The organism is Parafrigoribacterium humi, from assembly GCF_040227205.1.
Taxonomy (GTDB): domain Bacteria; phylum Actinomycetota; class Actinomycetes; order Actinomycetales; family Microbacteriaceae; genus Parafrigoribacterium_A; species Parafrigoribacterium_A humi.
Genome location: NZ_JBELOA010000006.1, coordinates 65,402 through 80,001, shown reverse-complemented (window position 1 = coordinate 80,001; position 14,600 = coordinate 65,402). Strand labels below are relative to the sequence as shown.

At 66.3% G+C, this 14,600-nt stretch carries 17 protein-coding genes; 5 read left to right on the top strand and 12 right to left on the bottom strand.

Annotated elements, in window-relative coordinates:
• Complete coding sequence (locus tag ABUA28_RS10720; RefSeq protein WP_349904168.1) at nucleotides 1–1,368, top strand: transaminase; 1,368 nt, start codon at nucleotides 1–3, stop codon at nucleotides 1,366–1,368.
• 21 nt (nucleotides 1,369–1,389) lie between these two features.
• On the opposite strand, the gene ABUA28_RS10715 is transcribed toward ABUA28_RS10720, so the two are convergent.
• From ABUA28_RS10715 to ABUA28_RS10695, 5 genes are all read right to left on the bottom strand, one after another.
• Nucleotides 1,390–2,169: an ABC transporter permease gene (locus tag ABUA28_RS10715; protein ID WP_349904167.1), complete on the bottom strand. Its 780-nt coding sequence runs from the start codon at nucleotides 2,167–2,169 to the stop codon at nucleotides 1,390–1,392.
• Nucleotides 2,166–3,161, bottom strand: a complete 996-nt coding sequence (locus ABUA28_RS10710) for an ATP-binding cassette domain-containing protein (RefSeq protein ID WP_349904166.1) — start codon at nucleotides 3,159–3,161, stop codon at nucleotides 2,166–2,168. The genes ABUA28_RS10715 and ABUA28_RS10710 overlap by 4 nt, the downstream gene beginning before the upstream one ends.
• 172 nt (nucleotides 3,162–3,333) lie before the next feature.
• A complete protein-coding gene (locus ABUA28_RS10705) occupies nucleotides 3,334–4,287 on the bottom strand; it encodes a permease prefix domain 1-containing protein (RefSeq protein ID WP_349904165.1) in 954 nt (317 codons plus the stop codon).
• Nucleotides 4,284–4,670 (bottom strand): PadR family transcriptional regulator, encoded by a 387-nt coding sequence (locus tag ABUA28_RS10700; protein WP_349904164.1) that lies wholly within the window; start codon nucleotides 4,668–4,670, stop codon nucleotides 4,284–4,286. Before ABUA28_RS10700 ends, ABUA28_RS10705 begins: the two co-directional genes overlap by 4 nt.
• 72 nt (nucleotides 4,671–4,742) lie before the next feature.
• Complete coding sequence (locus ABUA28_RS10695) at nucleotides 4,743–5,783, bottom strand: asparaginase (protein WP_349904163.1); 1,041 nt, start codon at nucleotides 5,781–5,783, stop codon at nucleotides 4,743–4,745.
• A gap of 505 nt (nucleotides 5,784–6,288) precedes the next feature.
• On the opposite strand from ABUA28_RS10695, the gene ABUA28_RS10690 reads away from it, so the two are divergent.
• On the top strand, nucleotides 6,289–6,891 hold the full coding sequence (locus ABUA28_RS10690) for a hypothetical protein (protein ID WP_349904162.1): 603 nt from the start codon (nucleotides 6,289–6,291) through the stop codon (nucleotides 6,889–6,891).
• 500 nt (nucleotides 6,892–7,391) lie between these two features.
• Here the strand turns inward: ABUA28_RS10690 and ABUA28_RS14095 are convergent, their stop codons facing one another.
• The 3 genes from ABUA28_RS14095 to ABUA28_RS10680 all read right to left on the bottom strand — a co-directional run bounded on the left by ABUA28_RS14095 (nucleotide 7,392) and on the right by ABUA28_RS10680 (nucleotide 8,451).
• Complete coding sequence (locus ABUA28_RS14095) at nucleotides 7,392–7,514, bottom strand: hypothetical protein (RefSeq protein ID WP_407075438.1); 123 nt, start codon at nucleotides 7,512–7,514, stop codon at nucleotides 7,392–7,394.
• Between the two features lie 62 nt (nucleotides 7,515–7,576).
• Nucleotides 7,577–7,774 (bottom strand): hypothetical protein, encoded by a 198-nt coding sequence (locus ABUA28_RS10685; RefSeq protein ID WP_349904161.1) that lies wholly within the window; start codon nucleotides 7,772–7,774, stop codon nucleotides 7,577–7,579.
• Nucleotides 7,735–8,451 (bottom strand): sigma-70 family RNA polymerase sigma factor, encoded by a 717-nt coding sequence (locus ABUA28_RS10680; protein WP_349904160.1) that lies wholly within the window; start codon nucleotides 8,449–8,451, stop codon nucleotides 7,735–7,737. Before ABUA28_RS10680 ends, ABUA28_RS10685 begins: the two co-directional genes overlap by 40 nt.
• A gap of 79 nt (nucleotides 8,452–8,530) precedes the next feature.
• Here ABUA28_RS10680 and ABUA28_RS10675 point away from each other — a divergent pair, with 79 nt between their 5' ends.
• Both ABUA28_RS10675 and ABUA28_RS10670 read left to right on the top strand, forming a co-directional pair.
• Complete coding sequence (locus ABUA28_RS10675; protein ID WP_349904159.1) at nucleotides 8,531–9,322, top strand: SDR family oxidoreductase; 792 nt, start codon at nucleotides 8,531–8,533, stop codon at nucleotides 9,320–9,322.
• A gap of 9 nt (nucleotides 9,323–9,331) precedes the next feature.
• Nucleotides 9,332–9,814, top strand: coding sequence for an OsmC family protein (locus ABUA28_RS10670; RefSeq protein WP_349904158.1), 483 nt, complete (start codon nucleotides 9,332–9,334; stop codon nucleotides 9,812–9,814).
• 8 nt (nucleotides 9,815–9,822) lie between these two features.
• On the opposite strand, the gene ABUA28_RS10665 is transcribed toward ABUA28_RS10670, so the two are convergent.
• The 4 genes from ABUA28_RS10665 to ABUA28_RS10650 all read right to left on the bottom strand — a co-directional run bounded on the left by ABUA28_RS10665 (nucleotide 9,823) and on the right by ABUA28_RS10650 (nucleotide 13,431).
• On the bottom strand, nucleotides 9,823–10,434 hold the full coding sequence (locus ABUA28_RS10665) for a response regulator transcription factor (RefSeq protein WP_349904157.1): 612 nt from the start codon (nucleotides 10,432–10,434) through the stop codon (nucleotides 9,823–9,825).
• Nucleotides 10,431–11,552: a sensor histidine kinase gene (locus ABUA28_RS10660; RefSeq protein ID WP_349904156.1), complete on the bottom strand. Its 1,122-nt coding sequence runs from the start codon at nucleotides 11,550–11,552 to the stop codon at nucleotides 10,431–10,433. The genes ABUA28_RS10665 and ABUA28_RS10660 overlap by 4 nt, the downstream gene beginning before the upstream one ends.
• 77 nt (nucleotides 11,553–11,629) lie before the next feature.
• Nucleotides 11,630–12,451, bottom strand: a complete 822-nt coding sequence (locus ABUA28_RS10655; RefSeq protein WP_349904155.1) for an ABC transporter permease — start codon at nucleotides 12,449–12,451, stop codon at nucleotides 11,630–11,632.
• Nucleotides 12,452–12,453: 2 nt separating this feature from the next.
• Nucleotides 12,454–13,431, bottom strand: coding sequence for an ABC transporter ATP-binding protein (locus ABUA28_RS10650; RefSeq protein ID WP_349904154.1), 978 nt, complete (start codon nucleotides 13,429–13,431; stop codon nucleotides 12,454–12,456).
• 181 nt (nucleotides 13,432–13,612) lie between these two features.
• On the opposite strand from ABUA28_RS10650, the gene ABUA28_RS10645 reads away from it, so the two are divergent.
• Nucleotides 13,613–14,593 (top strand): FKBP-type peptidyl-prolyl cis-trans isomerase, encoded by a 981-nt coding sequence (locus tag ABUA28_RS10645; RefSeq protein ID WP_349904153.1) that lies wholly within the window; start codon nucleotides 13,613–13,615, stop codon nucleotides 14,591–14,593.
• Nucleotides 14,594–14,600: the final 7 nt, after the last annotated feature.

The following is a 14,600-nucleotide window of genomic DNA, read 5'->3' as shown; positions in this document are numbered from 1 at the left end:
GTGACCGAGAACACCCCCTACCGCGACCGCGGGCGACTCGCCGAGCTGTGGCGGGTCGAGACCGAGACGTTTCGTGCGGCCAGGCCGCGCTCGGAACGGTTGTGGCGCGAGGCGACGCCACACATGCCAGACGGCGTCCCCATGCTGTGGATGGCCAAGTGGCCGGGGCCGTGGCCCGTCTTCGTCGAACGGGCGGCCGGGGCACACTTCGAGTGCGTTGACGGCATCGACCACGTGGACCTGTGCCTGGGCGACACCGGGGCGATGTGCGGGCACGCGCCTGCGGCATCCGTGCGCGCCATCACAGACCAGCTCGCCAAGGGGTCGACGTTCATGCTGCCCACGGAGGATGCAGCGGTCGCGGCCGAGCTGCTGACCGAGCGCTTCGGAGTGCAGAGTTGGCAGTTCACGCTCTCCGCAACCGACGCGAACCGCAGTCTCATCCGCTATGCGCGCCAGGTCACAGGCAGGCCCAGGATCGTGGTGCACGACTACTGCTATCACGGCTCGGTCGACGAGGCCTTTGCGACCCTGGATGCCGACGGTGCCGTGGTGGAACGCCGTGGCAACATCGGTGCTCCGGTTCCGCCCTCGGAGACCACGGCCGTCGTGCCGTTCAACGATGTCGCGGCGCTCGAGGCCGCGCTTGCGAGCGGTGAGATCGCCGCGGTGCTGATGGAGCCCGCGCTCACCAACATCGGGATCGTGCTGCCGGATCCGGGCTACCACGCGGCCGTGCGCGAGCTGTGCAGCCGCTTCGGCGTCATCCTCATCCTCGATGAGACCCACACCTTCAGTGCGGGGCCCGGCGGGATGATCTCCCGCGACGGCCTCGACCCGGATGCCGTGGTCGTCGGCAAGAGCATCGGCGGCGGTATTCCCGCAGGGGCATACGGCATGACGGAGTCGTTCGCGGCTCTCGTGCGGTCCAGCCTCGAGCTCGAGGACATCGACGTCGGGGGAGTGGGCGGAACCCTCGCGGGCAACGCGGTGTCGCTCGCGGGCATCCGCGCGACGCTCTCCGAGGTGCTCACCCCGGCGGCATTCGCCAGGATGACCGCTCGTTCGACGGAGTGGACAGCGGGTGTGCGGGCGGCCCTCGACGAGTTCGACGTGCCGTGGCAGGTCACGCAGCTCGGCGCGCGTGCGGAGTACAGCTTCCGTTCGACCCCACCCCGTGATGGCGCGGAGGCCGCCGCCGCGGACGACTTCGAGCTGCAGCAGTACCTGCACCTGTTTGCGCTCAACCGCGGCATCCTCATCACCCCGTTCCACAACATGGCGCTCATGTCTCCCGCGACGACCGCGGCCGACGTCGAGCGTCACACCGTCGTGTTCCGCGAGGCGGTCGTCAGCCTTTTCGGCTAGCAATCGCACTACTCTTTGTGGTCACGCAGACTTCTGGTAGGCGCGGAAGGCCAGGGTCGCCAGGGCTGTCATCACTGCGACGAGGGCCGTCAGCAGCCCGAGGTTGGTCCACACTGCAGCCCAGTCCGGGGCATCCTGCAGCGCCTGCCTGCCGGCGGCGACGGCCCACTCGAAGGGGTTGAACTTCGCGACGTTCCCCACCCACGCCGGCGAGAGCTTCGTATCCATGATCGCCGAGCTGAGAAACATCAGTGGAAACGAAATGAGCTGCGAAATACCGATCAGCGCGGTCTGCTGCTTCGCGAGCAGGGCGATCGCGTTCGAGAATGCCGCGAACACGAAGGTCAGCAGCACTGCGGCGAGCAGCAGCACGAGGATGCCGACGGCGCCTCCCGCGAATCGGGCACCCGTGAGCCAGGCGACACCGAGCACCACGAGCGTCTGCACGACGGTGAGCACGGCCTGGTAGAACATCGAGGAGACGATGAGCCCGGCGCGACTGGTCGGCGAGGTGAGGAAGCGATCCATCACTCCGCAATCCATGTCCTCGATGTAACTCGTGCCGGCCCACGCGGAGCCGAACAGTGCCATCATCATGACGATGCCCGGCGTCAGGAAGACGATGTAGTCGTCTCCGCCGCTGAATCCGGGGATGTTCACGACGGACGTGAAGAGCTGCCCGAACAGAAGCAGCCAGATGATCGGCTGGATGAGGTTCATGACCAGGAACGCAGGCATCCTCGCGAACGCCCTCAACTGGCGAGTGGTGAGGATGACGGTGTGGGTGACTATCGTGCTCATAGCGCGTTCTCCTTGCTGATCGTGATGCTGTGTCCGGTGTGTCGGAGATAGACGTCGTCGAGGCTCGGCCTCGCGACGGTGGCCGAGGCGACCTTCAGTCGTGCCTCGTCGAGTGCCGCGAGGATCTGGGGCAGGACGACAGAGCCGATGTCGGCCCTGGCCCGCAGGACGCGCCCGTCGGCCAGCACGTCGCTCAGGCCGTGCACCCTCGAGATCGCCCCGAGCGAGTCGGAGACGTCCGTATCCGGGGAGAGTTCCACGAACACCGCGTCGCCGTGCAGGCCGTTCTTCAGTTCCTCCGGGGTGCCGTGCGCGACGACCCGACCGTGGTCGACGATCGCGAGGCGGCTCGCGAGGTGGTCCGCCTCATCGAGATAGTGGGTGGTGAGCAGAACGGTCATCTGCTCCGCCCTGGCCATGGTCGCAAGCTCTGCCCACATCTCGGTGCGCGCCTCCGGGTCGAGTCCGGTGGTCGGCTCGTCGAGAAAGAGAACCTGGGGGCGGTGCATGATCCCGATCGCCACGTCGAGCTTGCGGGCCATGCCGCCGGAGTAGGTCTTGACCCGCCGTCCGGCCGCGTCGGCGAGCGAAAAGCGGTCGAGCAGCTCGGTGGCGCGTGCCTTCGCGTCTCTCGCGGGCATCCCCTGCAGTCGCCCCGCGAGCACGAGATTCTCCTGTCCGGTGTCCGTCGGATCGGACACCTGTTTCTGGGCGACGAAACCGATCGCCCGCCGCACGCGCTCCGGGTGCCGCGCGACATCGATTCCGGCGACGGTAGCCGTTCCGGAGTCAGCCGTGGTCAGTGTTGCGAGAATCTTCACGGTCGTGGACTTTCCCGCGCCATTCGGACCGAGCAGGCCGAAGATGGTGCCCGCTTCGGCCTCGAAACTGAGGCCGTCGAGGGCGGCGAGCCTGGGCTTGCCGCGGCCGCCCGGGTAGCTCTTGGTGAGTTCATTCGCCTGCAAGGCAGGCGGGTTCGAGTGATGTGCCACGATGGGCTCCTTGGGGTTGGAGCCTCGCGCGCGCGACGTCTGCGCGCCAAGGGGCAGTCTCGGCCCATAAGCTGGCGCCGGGACTCCAGGTAGCTGTTGACGCAGATCCCGCATGCGGGAGACCGGGGTTTCGGTGGCTCGGATGTTCCAGCATCCGGGCCACACTCTTTTGTTAGCGGGTTCTTCCTTCCTCGTTTGTGTGGTCTTTCCCCGTGCTATCGATGCTCGACGGGAACAGCATCCTTGCGAGCGTGAGGAAGAAGATTGCAAGACCCCCGAGCAGGGCAAGCCACGACCAGACGAAACCGATCGTGAAACTGAGCACGACGAAGGCGGCAAAGGCGAGCAGCCAGATGACGGCGCTGTACATACCGAACCGGGCGGCCGCGACCGGATCCTGCGAGAAACGATCCTCGATCTGGTACTGACGGGCGGCTTCGCGCACCCACGCCTTCTTTCGGTTGGTCTGGGTTGCACCGAGGAAGGCGAACAACACGAGCGCCGCCACGACACCGAGCGCGGCGAAGACGACCACCCACACGGGTAGGGCTCCGAGCGCGATCAGGCCGCCGAGCGCCAGCCCGTAGACGGCGAGGAGCGACGCGAGAAAGTATCCGCCCGCCCTCTGGGTAGACACCGGATGGTTGGTCGTCGTCTCGTGCGCGAGTGAATCGCCGACGATCCACGCGACTCCGGTCGAGGCGATGCCGCAGAGCGCGATGATCACTCCGGTCGGCAGCGGCAGCAGACCGGTGGCGCCGAGAGCCGCGAGGAGCAGGCCGATTACGGTGGCAAGTGCGGCGATGACAACCCCGACGACGAAGGCGGGCTTCGGTCGCACCCGGTAGACCAGATAGGCGCTCGCGTGTGTGGCCGCGTTCGATCGGGTGGTGGCGGGTTCGCTCGCGTCGATCTGCCCGACGAGTTCGCGGATGTCGCCGAGTTCGTCGACCGCCTTCGTCGCGGCCGCGCCCGCATCCATTCCGCCCGCGGTCAGTTCGTCGACCCTGGCCGCGAGATTGCCGCGGATCTCTTCCTTCAGGTCCTGGATCTCGGGGGTCATCTCGATTCCGGCGAAGGCCTCGTCCAGGTACCGGTGGATGTTCGAGTTGTCGATCGCGTTCATTCCGCGCCGCCTTTCACGTTCAGGAGAGAGTTGATGATGCGCTGGGTTGCCGTCCAGTCGCGCACGTTCTGCAGGTACACGGCCCGGCCTGCATCGGTGATGCGGTAGTACTTGCGCCTGCCGCCCTGGGTCTCGTCACCCCAGTAGGCCTCGACCAGGCCGTCCTTGGCGAGGCGGCGGAAGGTCGCGTAGAGGGTCGCTTCCTTGATCTCGTACTCGCCGCCGGTCGCGTCCCGGATCGTCTTGTAGATCTCGAATCCGTACTGGTCGCCCGTGCGAAGCACGCCGAGCACGATCGTGTCGGTGTGGCCACGCAGCAGGTCGGAGGCGAACGGCTCAGATCGGGCAGCGTTCGACGCTTCTGCGCCCAAGTTCACTGTCATGTCATGTACTGTATCAGACACAGTACTCGCGCACAACGAGAACCACGACCGAGCTGCGATTGGGCGGCGAGGCTAGGGGAGGATGCCGTCGGCCAGCCGCAGCTGACCGACGGGGATGCCGCCACCGAGGACCGGTGCCGTGAGCTCTGCGGCAAGTTGATCGGCCAGGTCCGCATCAACGGCGCCGACCGAGGCGAGGAGGCCGAGGGCGACCAGGAAGATGGCCCGCGGGCTTCCGTCGAGCATCTTGAGCGCGACGGCGGTGCCGTCGGGGGCGCCCAGCACCATCACGCCCTCGGCGCCCTCCTTCGCGAACAACCCGAGCCGTTCGGTGATCACGGTGTTGGGCTCGCCCTCGCCGTCGATCGCCCAGGGATTCGCAAGCACGGCTGAGACGAGTCGGGCTGCCGGCCCCGTGGGGTCGCTGCCGGGGGAGTCGGCCACGCGGCCGATGGCGGTAGCGAGGCCGCGCAGGGTGACCGCGAACAGCGGCGCACCGCATCCGTCCACCCCGACATGGGCGACGGGCCCACCAGTGAACTCCTCCACCGTGGCACGCACGAGCTGCTGCAGCGGATGCGCGGGGTCGAGGTAGCTGTCGATCGGCCAGTCGTTCTGCACGCAGGCCGCGAGGAACGCGGCGTGCTTGCCCGAGCAGTTCATGGCCGTTCTACGCTTGCCGAGACCCTCTGCCCTCGTGGCGAAGGCGGCATCCGCGTTCGATGGCCAGTCTGCCGGGCACTGCAGCGCGCTCTCGTCGAGGCCGGCCGCGGCGAGGATGTCGTGCACGACCGCGATGTGTCGCGCGGTTCCCGTGTGGCTGGCCGCGGCCAGCGCGAGCCGCTCGCCGTCGAGCTGCAGTCCGGAGCGCAGGATCGCTATCGCCTGCAAGGACTTGAGCGATGATCGCGGGTAGATCACCGCATCCGCGTTGCCGAATGCGCGCAGCAGAGATCCGTCCGGTGCGACGATGGCCGCGGCACCGAGGTGGCGGGACTCGATCATCCCCGAGCGTTCGAGCACGGCGAGTTCGACGGAGCCTGCGGCATCGAGCGGCTGGATCGCGGGGTGGGGAGCGTCGTGGACGTCGTCCATAGCGAGTCGGTCACGCATGCGCACGAGCCTACCGTCGGCCGTCGTCGGCCAGCGTCGGTCAGCAGCGGGAGCCGGGCTCTCAGCGCGGCGCTATTCGACGCCGACGATATCGCCCACATTCATAAGGCTTGACGAATATTCAAGCACAGACTAGTCTGTGCACGTGATTTGAGAATCTATCGGAAATGGGTGATCAATGAAAAAGAGATTAGCAATTCCCACAGCTGGACTCGCGGTGGTGTCCTTGCTGCTTTGGGGTGTCGAACCAGCCTTTGCTGCGGGCTCCACGTCTGCGAGCGATAACGCCATTGCCGCGATTCAAGCCGTAGCACCGTCGGTGCTCAAGGAGGCGGTGCCCGCCCAGAAACGCGCACCCTCGAAAGCGCTCAGCAAGTTCGCTTCGGGAGACGCCAGTGCTTCTCTTTCGCCTGAGGCATCCACTGGCATAACTACAACGAGCGCGGGTCGGTCAATCACAATCGGTTTACCGTCAAGGGCGCGTTCTGTCGTCACGGCGACTGGCATGGCTGCTTTTGATAACGATGACAACTCGGTTGTAGTTCCTGTGCTGAAAACGAATGGCAGCGTTCAGGTCGTCACGGTCAGCGCGAATGCAAACGCGCCTACGCGCTATGCCTATCCGGTAATCCTTCAGAAGGGACAGACTCTCAGCCTGTTACCTTCCGGCCAAGTGGTCCTGCTCGATGCCGTGGGTAACGCCCTAGGCATGATGACTGCGCCGTGGGCGCTGGATGCAACTGGTAACCCAGTTCCGACCAGGTATGAGGTCACAGGCAACGTCGTGACACAGGTTGTGGACCTTTACGCGCCAGGCATCGTTTTTCCAGTAGTCGCGGATCCGACGTTTGTTTGGATTTGGGGCGGCTACGGTTACCACTTCAACAAGGCTGAAACGAAACATTTGGCGGCTAACGCTCCAACAACTGATGTAGCGATACTTTGCGGGGTGCTTCCCGCGGCCTTGGCCCTCGGATGTGGAGCCCTGGTAGTTACCTTGATTGGAACTTGGAGTGCGACAATGAAACACGCGGCAAGCGTTGGACGATGCATCCAGTTCAACTATTACTACGTGCTTCCGCCGTGGATTGCTGAAGTTAGTTGTTAAGGAGGCATAGACGATGAACCAATTCAAGGCACTCGTTCAAGACCTGGTCACGGCCGTGGTTCTTGGCGTGCTTATGTTCTCGATCCTCCTGATATTCAGGACAACCGGTGAGAGCCTGGTCTCCGTTCCGCTAGGGTTCGGCGCGATTTACTTTCTGTCGGCGCGCTGGAGACACTCTCGGAAGGAAATTTCCTCCCGCTAGTCCATAACGTAAGCGAATGCCTCGAGAACCTAAAACGGTTTTCGAGGCATTCATTCGTCACGTCGGCCTGAGCGGCTCGATGGGCAGAGTCGGCGCTTGCTGGGATAACCCGGCAACGGAATCCTTCTTTGTGCTCCGACAGACGAACGGGCTGAACAACTGCCGGTCGCTGTCGGCGCGTAACAACGCCTGAAACTGGAACCTCGCGAACGGGGGGCAGGAGAGGATGCCGAGCACGGCCGAGACGAGCCGGCCACGCGGCCGATGGCGGTGGAGCGACCGCGCAAGGTGACCGCGATCAGCGGCGCACCGCATCCGTCCACCCCGAGATGGGCGATGGGTTCGCCGGTGAACTCCTCGGCGGCTGGATCGCGGGGTGGGCAGCGTCGTGGGCCTCGTCCATCGCGATTCGGTCACGCATGCGCACGAGCCTACCGTCGGCCAGCGTCGGTCAGCAGAGCGTGCCGGGCTCTCAGCGCGGCACTATTCGACACCGACGATATCGCCCACATGCAGGTGATCCAGGCGCGCGGCATCGGCGAGAACGTCGAGGCGGGTAATCCTTCCCTCCGTGATCGTGAATGCCATGATCGACACGACCCGTCCGTTCAGCACAGCGGCTACGCCCGGGCATCCGTCGATCAGGATGGGCGTCGAGTGGGCGGCCAGTCGCGCCGACAACACCGCCTGCTCCGTGATTGACTGCGCGCCCTCGATGACCTGGCGGCTCGCGCCATGGTCGGCGTGTAGAACGGCGCCATCGTCGAGCAGTGAAAGCAGCGCCGTGAAGTCACCCTGCTGGGCGGCACCGAGCCAGGCGTCGACGAGCTCACGCGAACGACGCGGCCGAGGCCGGAGCGTGTCGGGCGCGCTCCGGAGCCGGGGGGGGCACGAGAGGCGAGCTGGCGGGCGGCATCCACCGATCGATCGAGAGCCTCCGCGACCTCCTCGAATGGGCATCCGAAGACATCGTGCAAGACGAACGCCACCCGCTCGGCCGGACTGAGCGTCTCGAGCCCGACGAAGAGGGCCATGCTCACCTGGTCGCTGCGCTCGACTTCCGCCGCCGGATCGCCCGTCAGCGCGACAGGCTCGTCCCGCCACGGCTCGACCTGCCAGGAGTGCTCGCGCGTGCGCCGGGGCGCCCGCAGCAGGTCGAGGCTAACCTGCGAGACCACCGTCGTGAGCCAGGCATCGAGATTTTCGATCTCGTTGACGTCGACGCGCTTCAGGCGCAGCCACGTCTCCTGCACAGCGTCCTCGGCGTCGGAGCCCGATGAGAGCAGCCGGGTGGCGATCGCCAGCAGCCGCGGTCGGGCCTTCTCGAAGCGCCGAACGAGATTTCTTTGATCGGCCATGTCACATCCTCATCGTCTTCATCGTCACCACACCGACGAGGCACACGGCCTCGATGTGACATCGACAGGGAGTCGAACCATGAATACACCCATCCTCGTGACCGGAGGCACCGGCACCATAGGCAGTCGGGTCGTCCCGATCCTACGAGCCGCGGGAGCGGACATCCGCATCCTCAGCCGTCACCCTCGCGCGGACGAGCCCGGCATCGAACAGGTCGAAGGCAACACGGTCACCGGCAACGGCCTCGCTTCGGCACTGAACGGGGTGGACACCGTGCTGCATCTGGCTGGCGGCGCGAAGGGGGACGACATCGCGGCTCGCACCTTGGCGAATGCGGCCAGGTCTGCCGGAATCGGTCACCTCATCCTCATCTCGGTCGTCGGAGCAGACAGGATGCCGATCGGATATTTCCGCACGAAGGCGACGGCCGAGCGGGCTATTGCCGAATCCGGTGTTCAGTGGACGGTGATGCGCGCTGCGCAACTGCATGAATTCGTCTTCCCCGTGGTGAAGGGTCTCGCCCGAATGCCGCTCACCCCGGTACCACGCGGCCTGCGCTTCGAGCCGGTGCACGTCGACGAGGTCGCCGCCCGCCTGGCGGAGCTCACCCTCGCGGGACCAGCCGGCCATGTGGACGATATCGTCGGGCCAGAGGTGCTCGACATCCCTCAAATGCTCGCCACCTATTCGGACTTATTCGGCCACCGTCACCCGATGCTGCCCATCCGACTGCCCGGAGCGATCGGCCGGGCCTACCGAGCCGGCGAGAATCTTGCTGGTCCATCGGCGCAGCGCGGGGTGCGCAGTTGGGCGGAGTTCCTCGCCGAGCGCAGCGCGACCGTGCGCCAACCCGCCGACGTCGCGGAGTAGCGTTGGAGCATGAATCTCGAGCACCACTATTCCGTCGAACTCGAATGGACGGGCAACCGTGGAAGCGGTACGAGCGGCTACCGCGACTACGGTCGCGACCACATCCTGTCGGCCTCAGGCAAGCACGACATCGCCGGATCGAGCGACCGCACCTTCCACGGCGACGCCGACCGGTGGAACCCCGAAGAGCTGCTGCTCAGTGCCCTGAGCCAGTGCCACCTGCTCAGCTATCTGCACGTCGCTGCGAGCTCCGGCGTCGTCGTGACCGCCTATCGCGACAGCCCGGTCGGCACCATGATCCAAACCCCGGATGGCGGCGGCCACTTCACAGGCGTCGTGCTGCGTCCCGTCGTCACAGTGAAGTCTGCCGACATGGTGGACGCGGCACGGGCCGCGCACCACGAGGCGAGCCTCAAGTGCTTCATCGCCGCATCCGTCAACTTTCCGGTGCTGCACGAGCCGGAGATCCGCGTGGAGTCCACCGCGGCCTGAGCCGCACGCTAGGCCGGCAGCCAGCCGTTCTCCTCGGCGATCGTCACGGCATCCGCGCGGTTGCGCGCGTTAGTCTTGCCGATTGCACTGGACAGGTAGTTGCGCACCGTGCCCTCCGAGAGGTGCAGGCTGCGCGCAATGTCGGCGATTGAGCCGCGAGCCCTCGCGGCACTCAGCACGTCCGTCTCGCGCTCGGTGAGCGGTGAGTCTCCGCTCGTGAGCGTCTCCGCGGCAAGCAACGGGTCGACGACCCTGAGACCCGAGGCGACCCTGCGCACGGCATCCGCCAACTGGCGTGCCGGCGTGTCCTTCACGACGAATCCGCTGGCCCCTGCCTGCATGGCGCGGCGCAGGTAGCCGGGGCGGCCGAAGGTCGTGACCATGAGGATCTGGCAGGCGGGCAGGGCCTTCTTCAGCAGCGCAGCGGCTGCGATCCCGTCGAGACCGGGCATGTCGACGTCGAGCAGCGCGACCTCTGGCGTCGATTCGAGGGCGGCGTCGACGACCTCGTCTCCGCGCCCGACCTCCGCGACAACCTCGATGTCGTGTTCGAGCCCGAGCAGCGCTGCGAGAGCCCCGCGAACGAGCGCCTGGTCGTCGGCGATGAGCAGCCGGATCACAGCGACACCCGCAGGGAGAAGCCGCCGGAGGGGGAGCGGCCCACCGTCAATCGCGCGCCGACGGGAGCGAGGCGCTCGCGAAGCCCGGACAGCCCGTTTCCGCTCCTCGAGACCTCGGTCGGGCCGCGACCGTCATCGCGCACCTCGACGAAGGACTCACCGAGGAGCACTTCGCACACGCTCGCACCGGAGTGCCGCACGACGTTCGTGACGCCCTCCCTCACCACCCAGCCGAAGAGTTCGCGAAACTTTGCCGGCACGACGTCGACGCTCCCAGGCAGCTCTGCGCGGATGCCCGCAGCCTCGAGCGCGGATCGAGCGCTCGTGAGCTCAGTGGCCACGCTCACTCCGCGGTAGCCTGCCACGGTGGACCGCACGTCCGCGAGGGCACCCCTCGCGAGTTCCTCCACCTCTGCGATCTCCGTTCTCGCGCGCGCCGGGTCGGATTCGACCAACGCTCCGGCGAGCTCGGCCTTCACGGTGATGACGGTGAGCGAGTGCCCGAGGATGTCGTGCATGTCCCGGCTGACCCTCGTTCGTTCCTGCTCGACCGCGAGCCTGGCCAGCTCGTGCTGGGTCGCTCGCAGCTGGATCACGCTCTGGATCTGCCGGGAGAACGCCGCCATCATGAGCGAGATCGAGGCGATGACCGCGGGTACGGCGAAGAGAGCGTCGCCTGTGACCCCTTCGCGCAGTTCGAAGACCAGGGCGAGGAGCGCAAGCACAGCCACATAGCCGAGAACCCAGCGCAGGCGCACCGTGCTCATCGCGGCTGCGACGCCGACGTAGGTCCAGAGCGTGTACACGCCCCAGTCGAGCCATGGAAGAAGTGCGAACGAGAGCGCCCACAGCGCCGTCGGCGGGAGAAGTCTGAACCGTGCGGGAAGCATCCAGTTGAGCGGTGGGATGAGCGCGAAGGCGAGGCCGAAGATCGTGAGCAGGGTGACGATCGCCACGCGATCGCCGACCGCGGGGAACTGGCCGACGGCCTCGAAGCCCGCGTTCACGAGCCAGACCAGGCTGATGAGTGCGCCGAAGTACCAGCGCCGGGCCCCGCGCCGGGCCACTCCCCGCCAGAGGCTGGCCGGGGTCGGCTCGTTGTCCCAGGCTCGCGTCACGCTGTCGATAGTAATGGCACAATCGGCCTGAACCTCCGTCGAAGCGGGGGTCCAGGCCGGATGCGTTGTGATGGTGATCACACCCTCTTGGTGTCGCGGCGGAACATGAGCGCCGCCCCGGCGCTGAACAGGATCAGCCACGCCACGACGTTGACGATCGCGGCCCATTCGACCGTGCCGCCGAGCAACGGCAGCCTGGCGATCTCGCCGAGCCCGTAGACCGGGGTCCACTTTGCCAGGTCCTGCACGAGCTGCGGGAACTGGTTGAGCGGGGTGAACAGGCCGCCGAACAGCGCGAGGATGGCGAGGATCGGCCCGAGGAACTGCATGACGTTCTCCGAAGGCACCGTGTAACCCATGAACAGGCCGAGCGCGGTGAACACGAGAGACCCGAGCCAGGCGGCGAGTCCGGAGAGGATCCAGACATCCAGGGGCATGTGAACCCCGGCGATCGCGCCGGCGATGAAGGTCGCGACGACGGCGAGGAGCCCCAGCGCGAGGGTCGCTACGACCTTGAGGGCGATGTACGCCACGGGGTTGACCGGGGTGAGCCGCAGCTGCCTGCTCCAGCCGGTGGCCCGCTCAACCGCGACGGCACCGCCGCCAGCGGTCGAGGTGACCATGGCTCCGTAGACCGCCATCGAGATGAGGATGTAGGCCGCGACCGACAGCCCGCCCTTACTGACCGGCACGCCCGTGAGCGAGGTGTTCTTCAGCGGCAGGCCGACGATCAGGAACAGGGCGATGGGCATGACGACCGTGAACACGAGCGTCCTGCGGTTGCGGAGGCTCCGTCGCAGTTCGATGAGCAGGAAGGTGAGGTTGAACCCGCCGAATGGCGGAACCTTGCGCGCGAGGCGGGATGCCGTGGTGGCGATGGGGGGAGCGATCGTGGTCATGGTCAGTTGCCCTTTCCTGCGGTGACGGATGACGAGTCGTCATCCGAGGTGAGTGCGAGGAAGGCGTCCTCGAGGTTGTGAGAGGTGATCTCCAGATCGTGCGCGTCGGTGTTATCGAGCAGGTAGCGGGCGACGGCATCCGAGTCCTTGGTGTTCACGAGCACGGAGTCGGAGTGCGTTTCGACGGAGTCGACACCGTCGATCGCCGCGAGTTCCGCCTGGTCGAGATTGCTGACGGAGGCGCGCACGGTGCGGCCGGCCGCGAGGTTCTTGATCTCCGCGGCGCTGCCGTCCGCGACGATCTCGCCGCGTCGCACGAGCACGATGCGGTCGGCATAGGCGTCCGCCTCGTCGAGGTAGTGGGTGGCGAAGATCACGGTGCGGCCGGAACGGGCGTCCTCCCTGATGGCGGACCAGAAGTCGCGGCGGCCCTCGACATCCATTCCCGTCGTCGGCTCGTCGAGGATGAGCAGGCCGGGGTCCGAGAGCAGGGCCATCGCGAAGCGGAGGCGCTGCTGCTGACCGCCCGAGCATTTCTTGACCATCCGGTCGCCGATGTCCAGGATTCCCGCGCGCTTCAGAACCTCGTCCACCGGACGCGGGTCTGCGAAGAGGCTTGCCGTGAGCTGCACGGTCTCCCGTACTGTCACGTCCTTGAGTAGGCCGCCGGTCTGCATGACGGCGGAGACGAGGCCGTGGGCGATGGCGCTGCGCGGGCTCTGGCCGTAGATGCTCACGGTTCCGGCATCCGGCCTCGTGAGTCCGAGCAGCATGTCGATCGTCGTGGTCTTTCCCGCACCGTTCGGGCCGAGGAAGGCGATGATCTCGCCCGGCTGCACCTCGAGGTCGATGCTGTTCACGGCGCGAACCCTGCCGAAGTTCTTGGTGAGTCCGCGCGCGGACACGGCCGGCGTTGCGGCATCCGTCGTGCCGCCGGCAGCGATCGGATGGGCCAGGGTACTGAGGGGTGTGTTTGTCATAAGACAACGATCGAACCCGGATGGCCTTCGACCAGCACACGGGCGTCACGGCTTGCCCGTGACGTTTGTCATGTTTTCCGTTGCGGGGAATAGGCTCGTACAGCTTGTGCATAGACGAATCGTGCACACTTGTTCCGGCCCGGTGCCATTCCGCCACTCTCGTTATCCAGAAAGCAGTTGTGTGTCACAGTCACGATCGTTGCCCAAGGTACTGAGCGCGGTTGCCGCGCTGGGTCTTCTCGTCTCCCTTGTGGGCTGTTCCGGCGGCGGTAGTTCCTCCGCCTCCGGGTGCACCCCGACCGCGGCCGGAGACGCGAGTGCCCAGGTGAAGGTGAGCGGCACGATCGGCACAGAGCCGAAGGTGACGATGCCGAAGAAGCTCACGAGCAAGACGACGCAGCGCACAGTCGAGATCGAGGGCAAGGGCAGGGCGGCGCTTCCCAACAGTTCCGTGGACATCGACTATGCCGTATACAACACCACGAACGGCAAGAAGATCGACTCCACCAAGTACGGTGCGGGCGGCACGGCGATCACCCTCGACAAGGGCAACCTGCTGCCGGGACTCTACAAGGCCATCCACTGCGCGACGCCGGGTTCCCGCGTCGTCGCGGTGATCCCGCCGAGCGATGGCTTCGGGCAGGCCGGATCCTCCGACCTCGGCATCACCGCAACAGACTCCATCGTGTTCGTCATCGACGTGCTCAAGACCTCCGCGCCCGTGAAGGTGCTGAAGAAGGCCGATGGCGCGCCGCAGGAGGCCAAGGCCGGGTTCCCGACCGTGGCGCTCGCGTCCAACGGCGAGCCGACGATCACGATGCCGAAGGCAGACCCGCCGAAGGACCTGCAGATCGAGGTGCTCAAGAAGGGCACGGGCCCGGTGGTCAAGGACGGTGCGACCGTCACGGTTCACTACGTCGGTGCGATCTGGGCGACCGGCACTGTCTTCGACTCCAGCTGGACCAGGGGAACCCCGGCGACTTTCTCGACCTCAGGGGTCGTCTCGGGCTTCGGCAAGGCCATGATCGGCCAGACCGTTGGCTCCCAGGTCGTTGCGGTCATCCCGCCATCGGAGGGTTATGGCTCGCAGGGTGACGGTTCGGGGACCATCAAGGGCACGGACACGATGGTGTTCGTCATCGACATCCTCGCCGTTCACTAGACAGCGG

Bases quoted from the DNA above. Each gene is read 5' to 3' on its own strand.
- ABUA28_RS10715 (WP_349904167.1), bottom strand. From the start codon at position 2,169: ATGAGCACGATAGTCACCCACACCGTCATCCTCACCACTCGCCAGTTG.
- ABUA28_RS10705 (WP_349904165.1), bottom strand. From the start codon at position 4,287: ATGAACGCGATCGACAACTCGAACATCCACCGGTACCTGGACGAGGCC.
- ABUA28_RS10700 (WP_349904164.1), bottom strand. From the start codon at position 4,670: ATGACAGTGAACTTGGGCGCAGAAGCGTCGAACGCTGCCCGATCTGAG.
- ABUA28_RS10695 (WP_349904163.1), bottom strand. From the start codon at position 5,783: ATGCGTGACCGACTCGCTATGGACGACGTCCACGACGCTCCCCACCCC.
- ABUA28_RS10690 (WP_349904162.1), top strand. From the start codon at position 6,289: ATGGCTGCTTTTGATAACGATGACAACTCGGTTGTAGTTCCTGTGCTG.
- ABUA28_RS14095 (WP_407075438.1), bottom strand. From the start codon at position 7,514: ATGCGTGACCGAATCGCGATGGACGAGGCCCACGACGCTGCCCACCCC.
- ABUA28_RS10680 (WP_349904160.1), bottom strand. From the start codon at position 8,451: ATGGCCGATCAAAGAAATCTCGTTCGGCGCTTCGAGAAGGCCCGACCG.
- ABUA28_RS10675 (WP_349904159.1), top strand. From the start codon at position 8,531: ATGAATACACCCATCCTCGTGACCGGAGGCACCGGCACCATAGGCAGT.
- ABUA28_RS10670 (WP_349904158.1), top strand. From the start codon at position 9,332: ATGAATCTCGAGCACCACTATTCCGTCGAACTCGAATGGACGGGCAAC.
- ABUA28_RS10655 (WP_349904155.1), bottom strand. From the start codon at position 12,451: ATGACCACGATCGCTCCCCCCATCGCCACCACGGCATCCCGCCTCGCG.
- ABUA28_RS10650 (WP_349904154.1), bottom strand. From the start codon at position 13,431: ATGACAAACACACCCCTCAGTACCCTGGCCCATCCGATCGCTGCCGGC.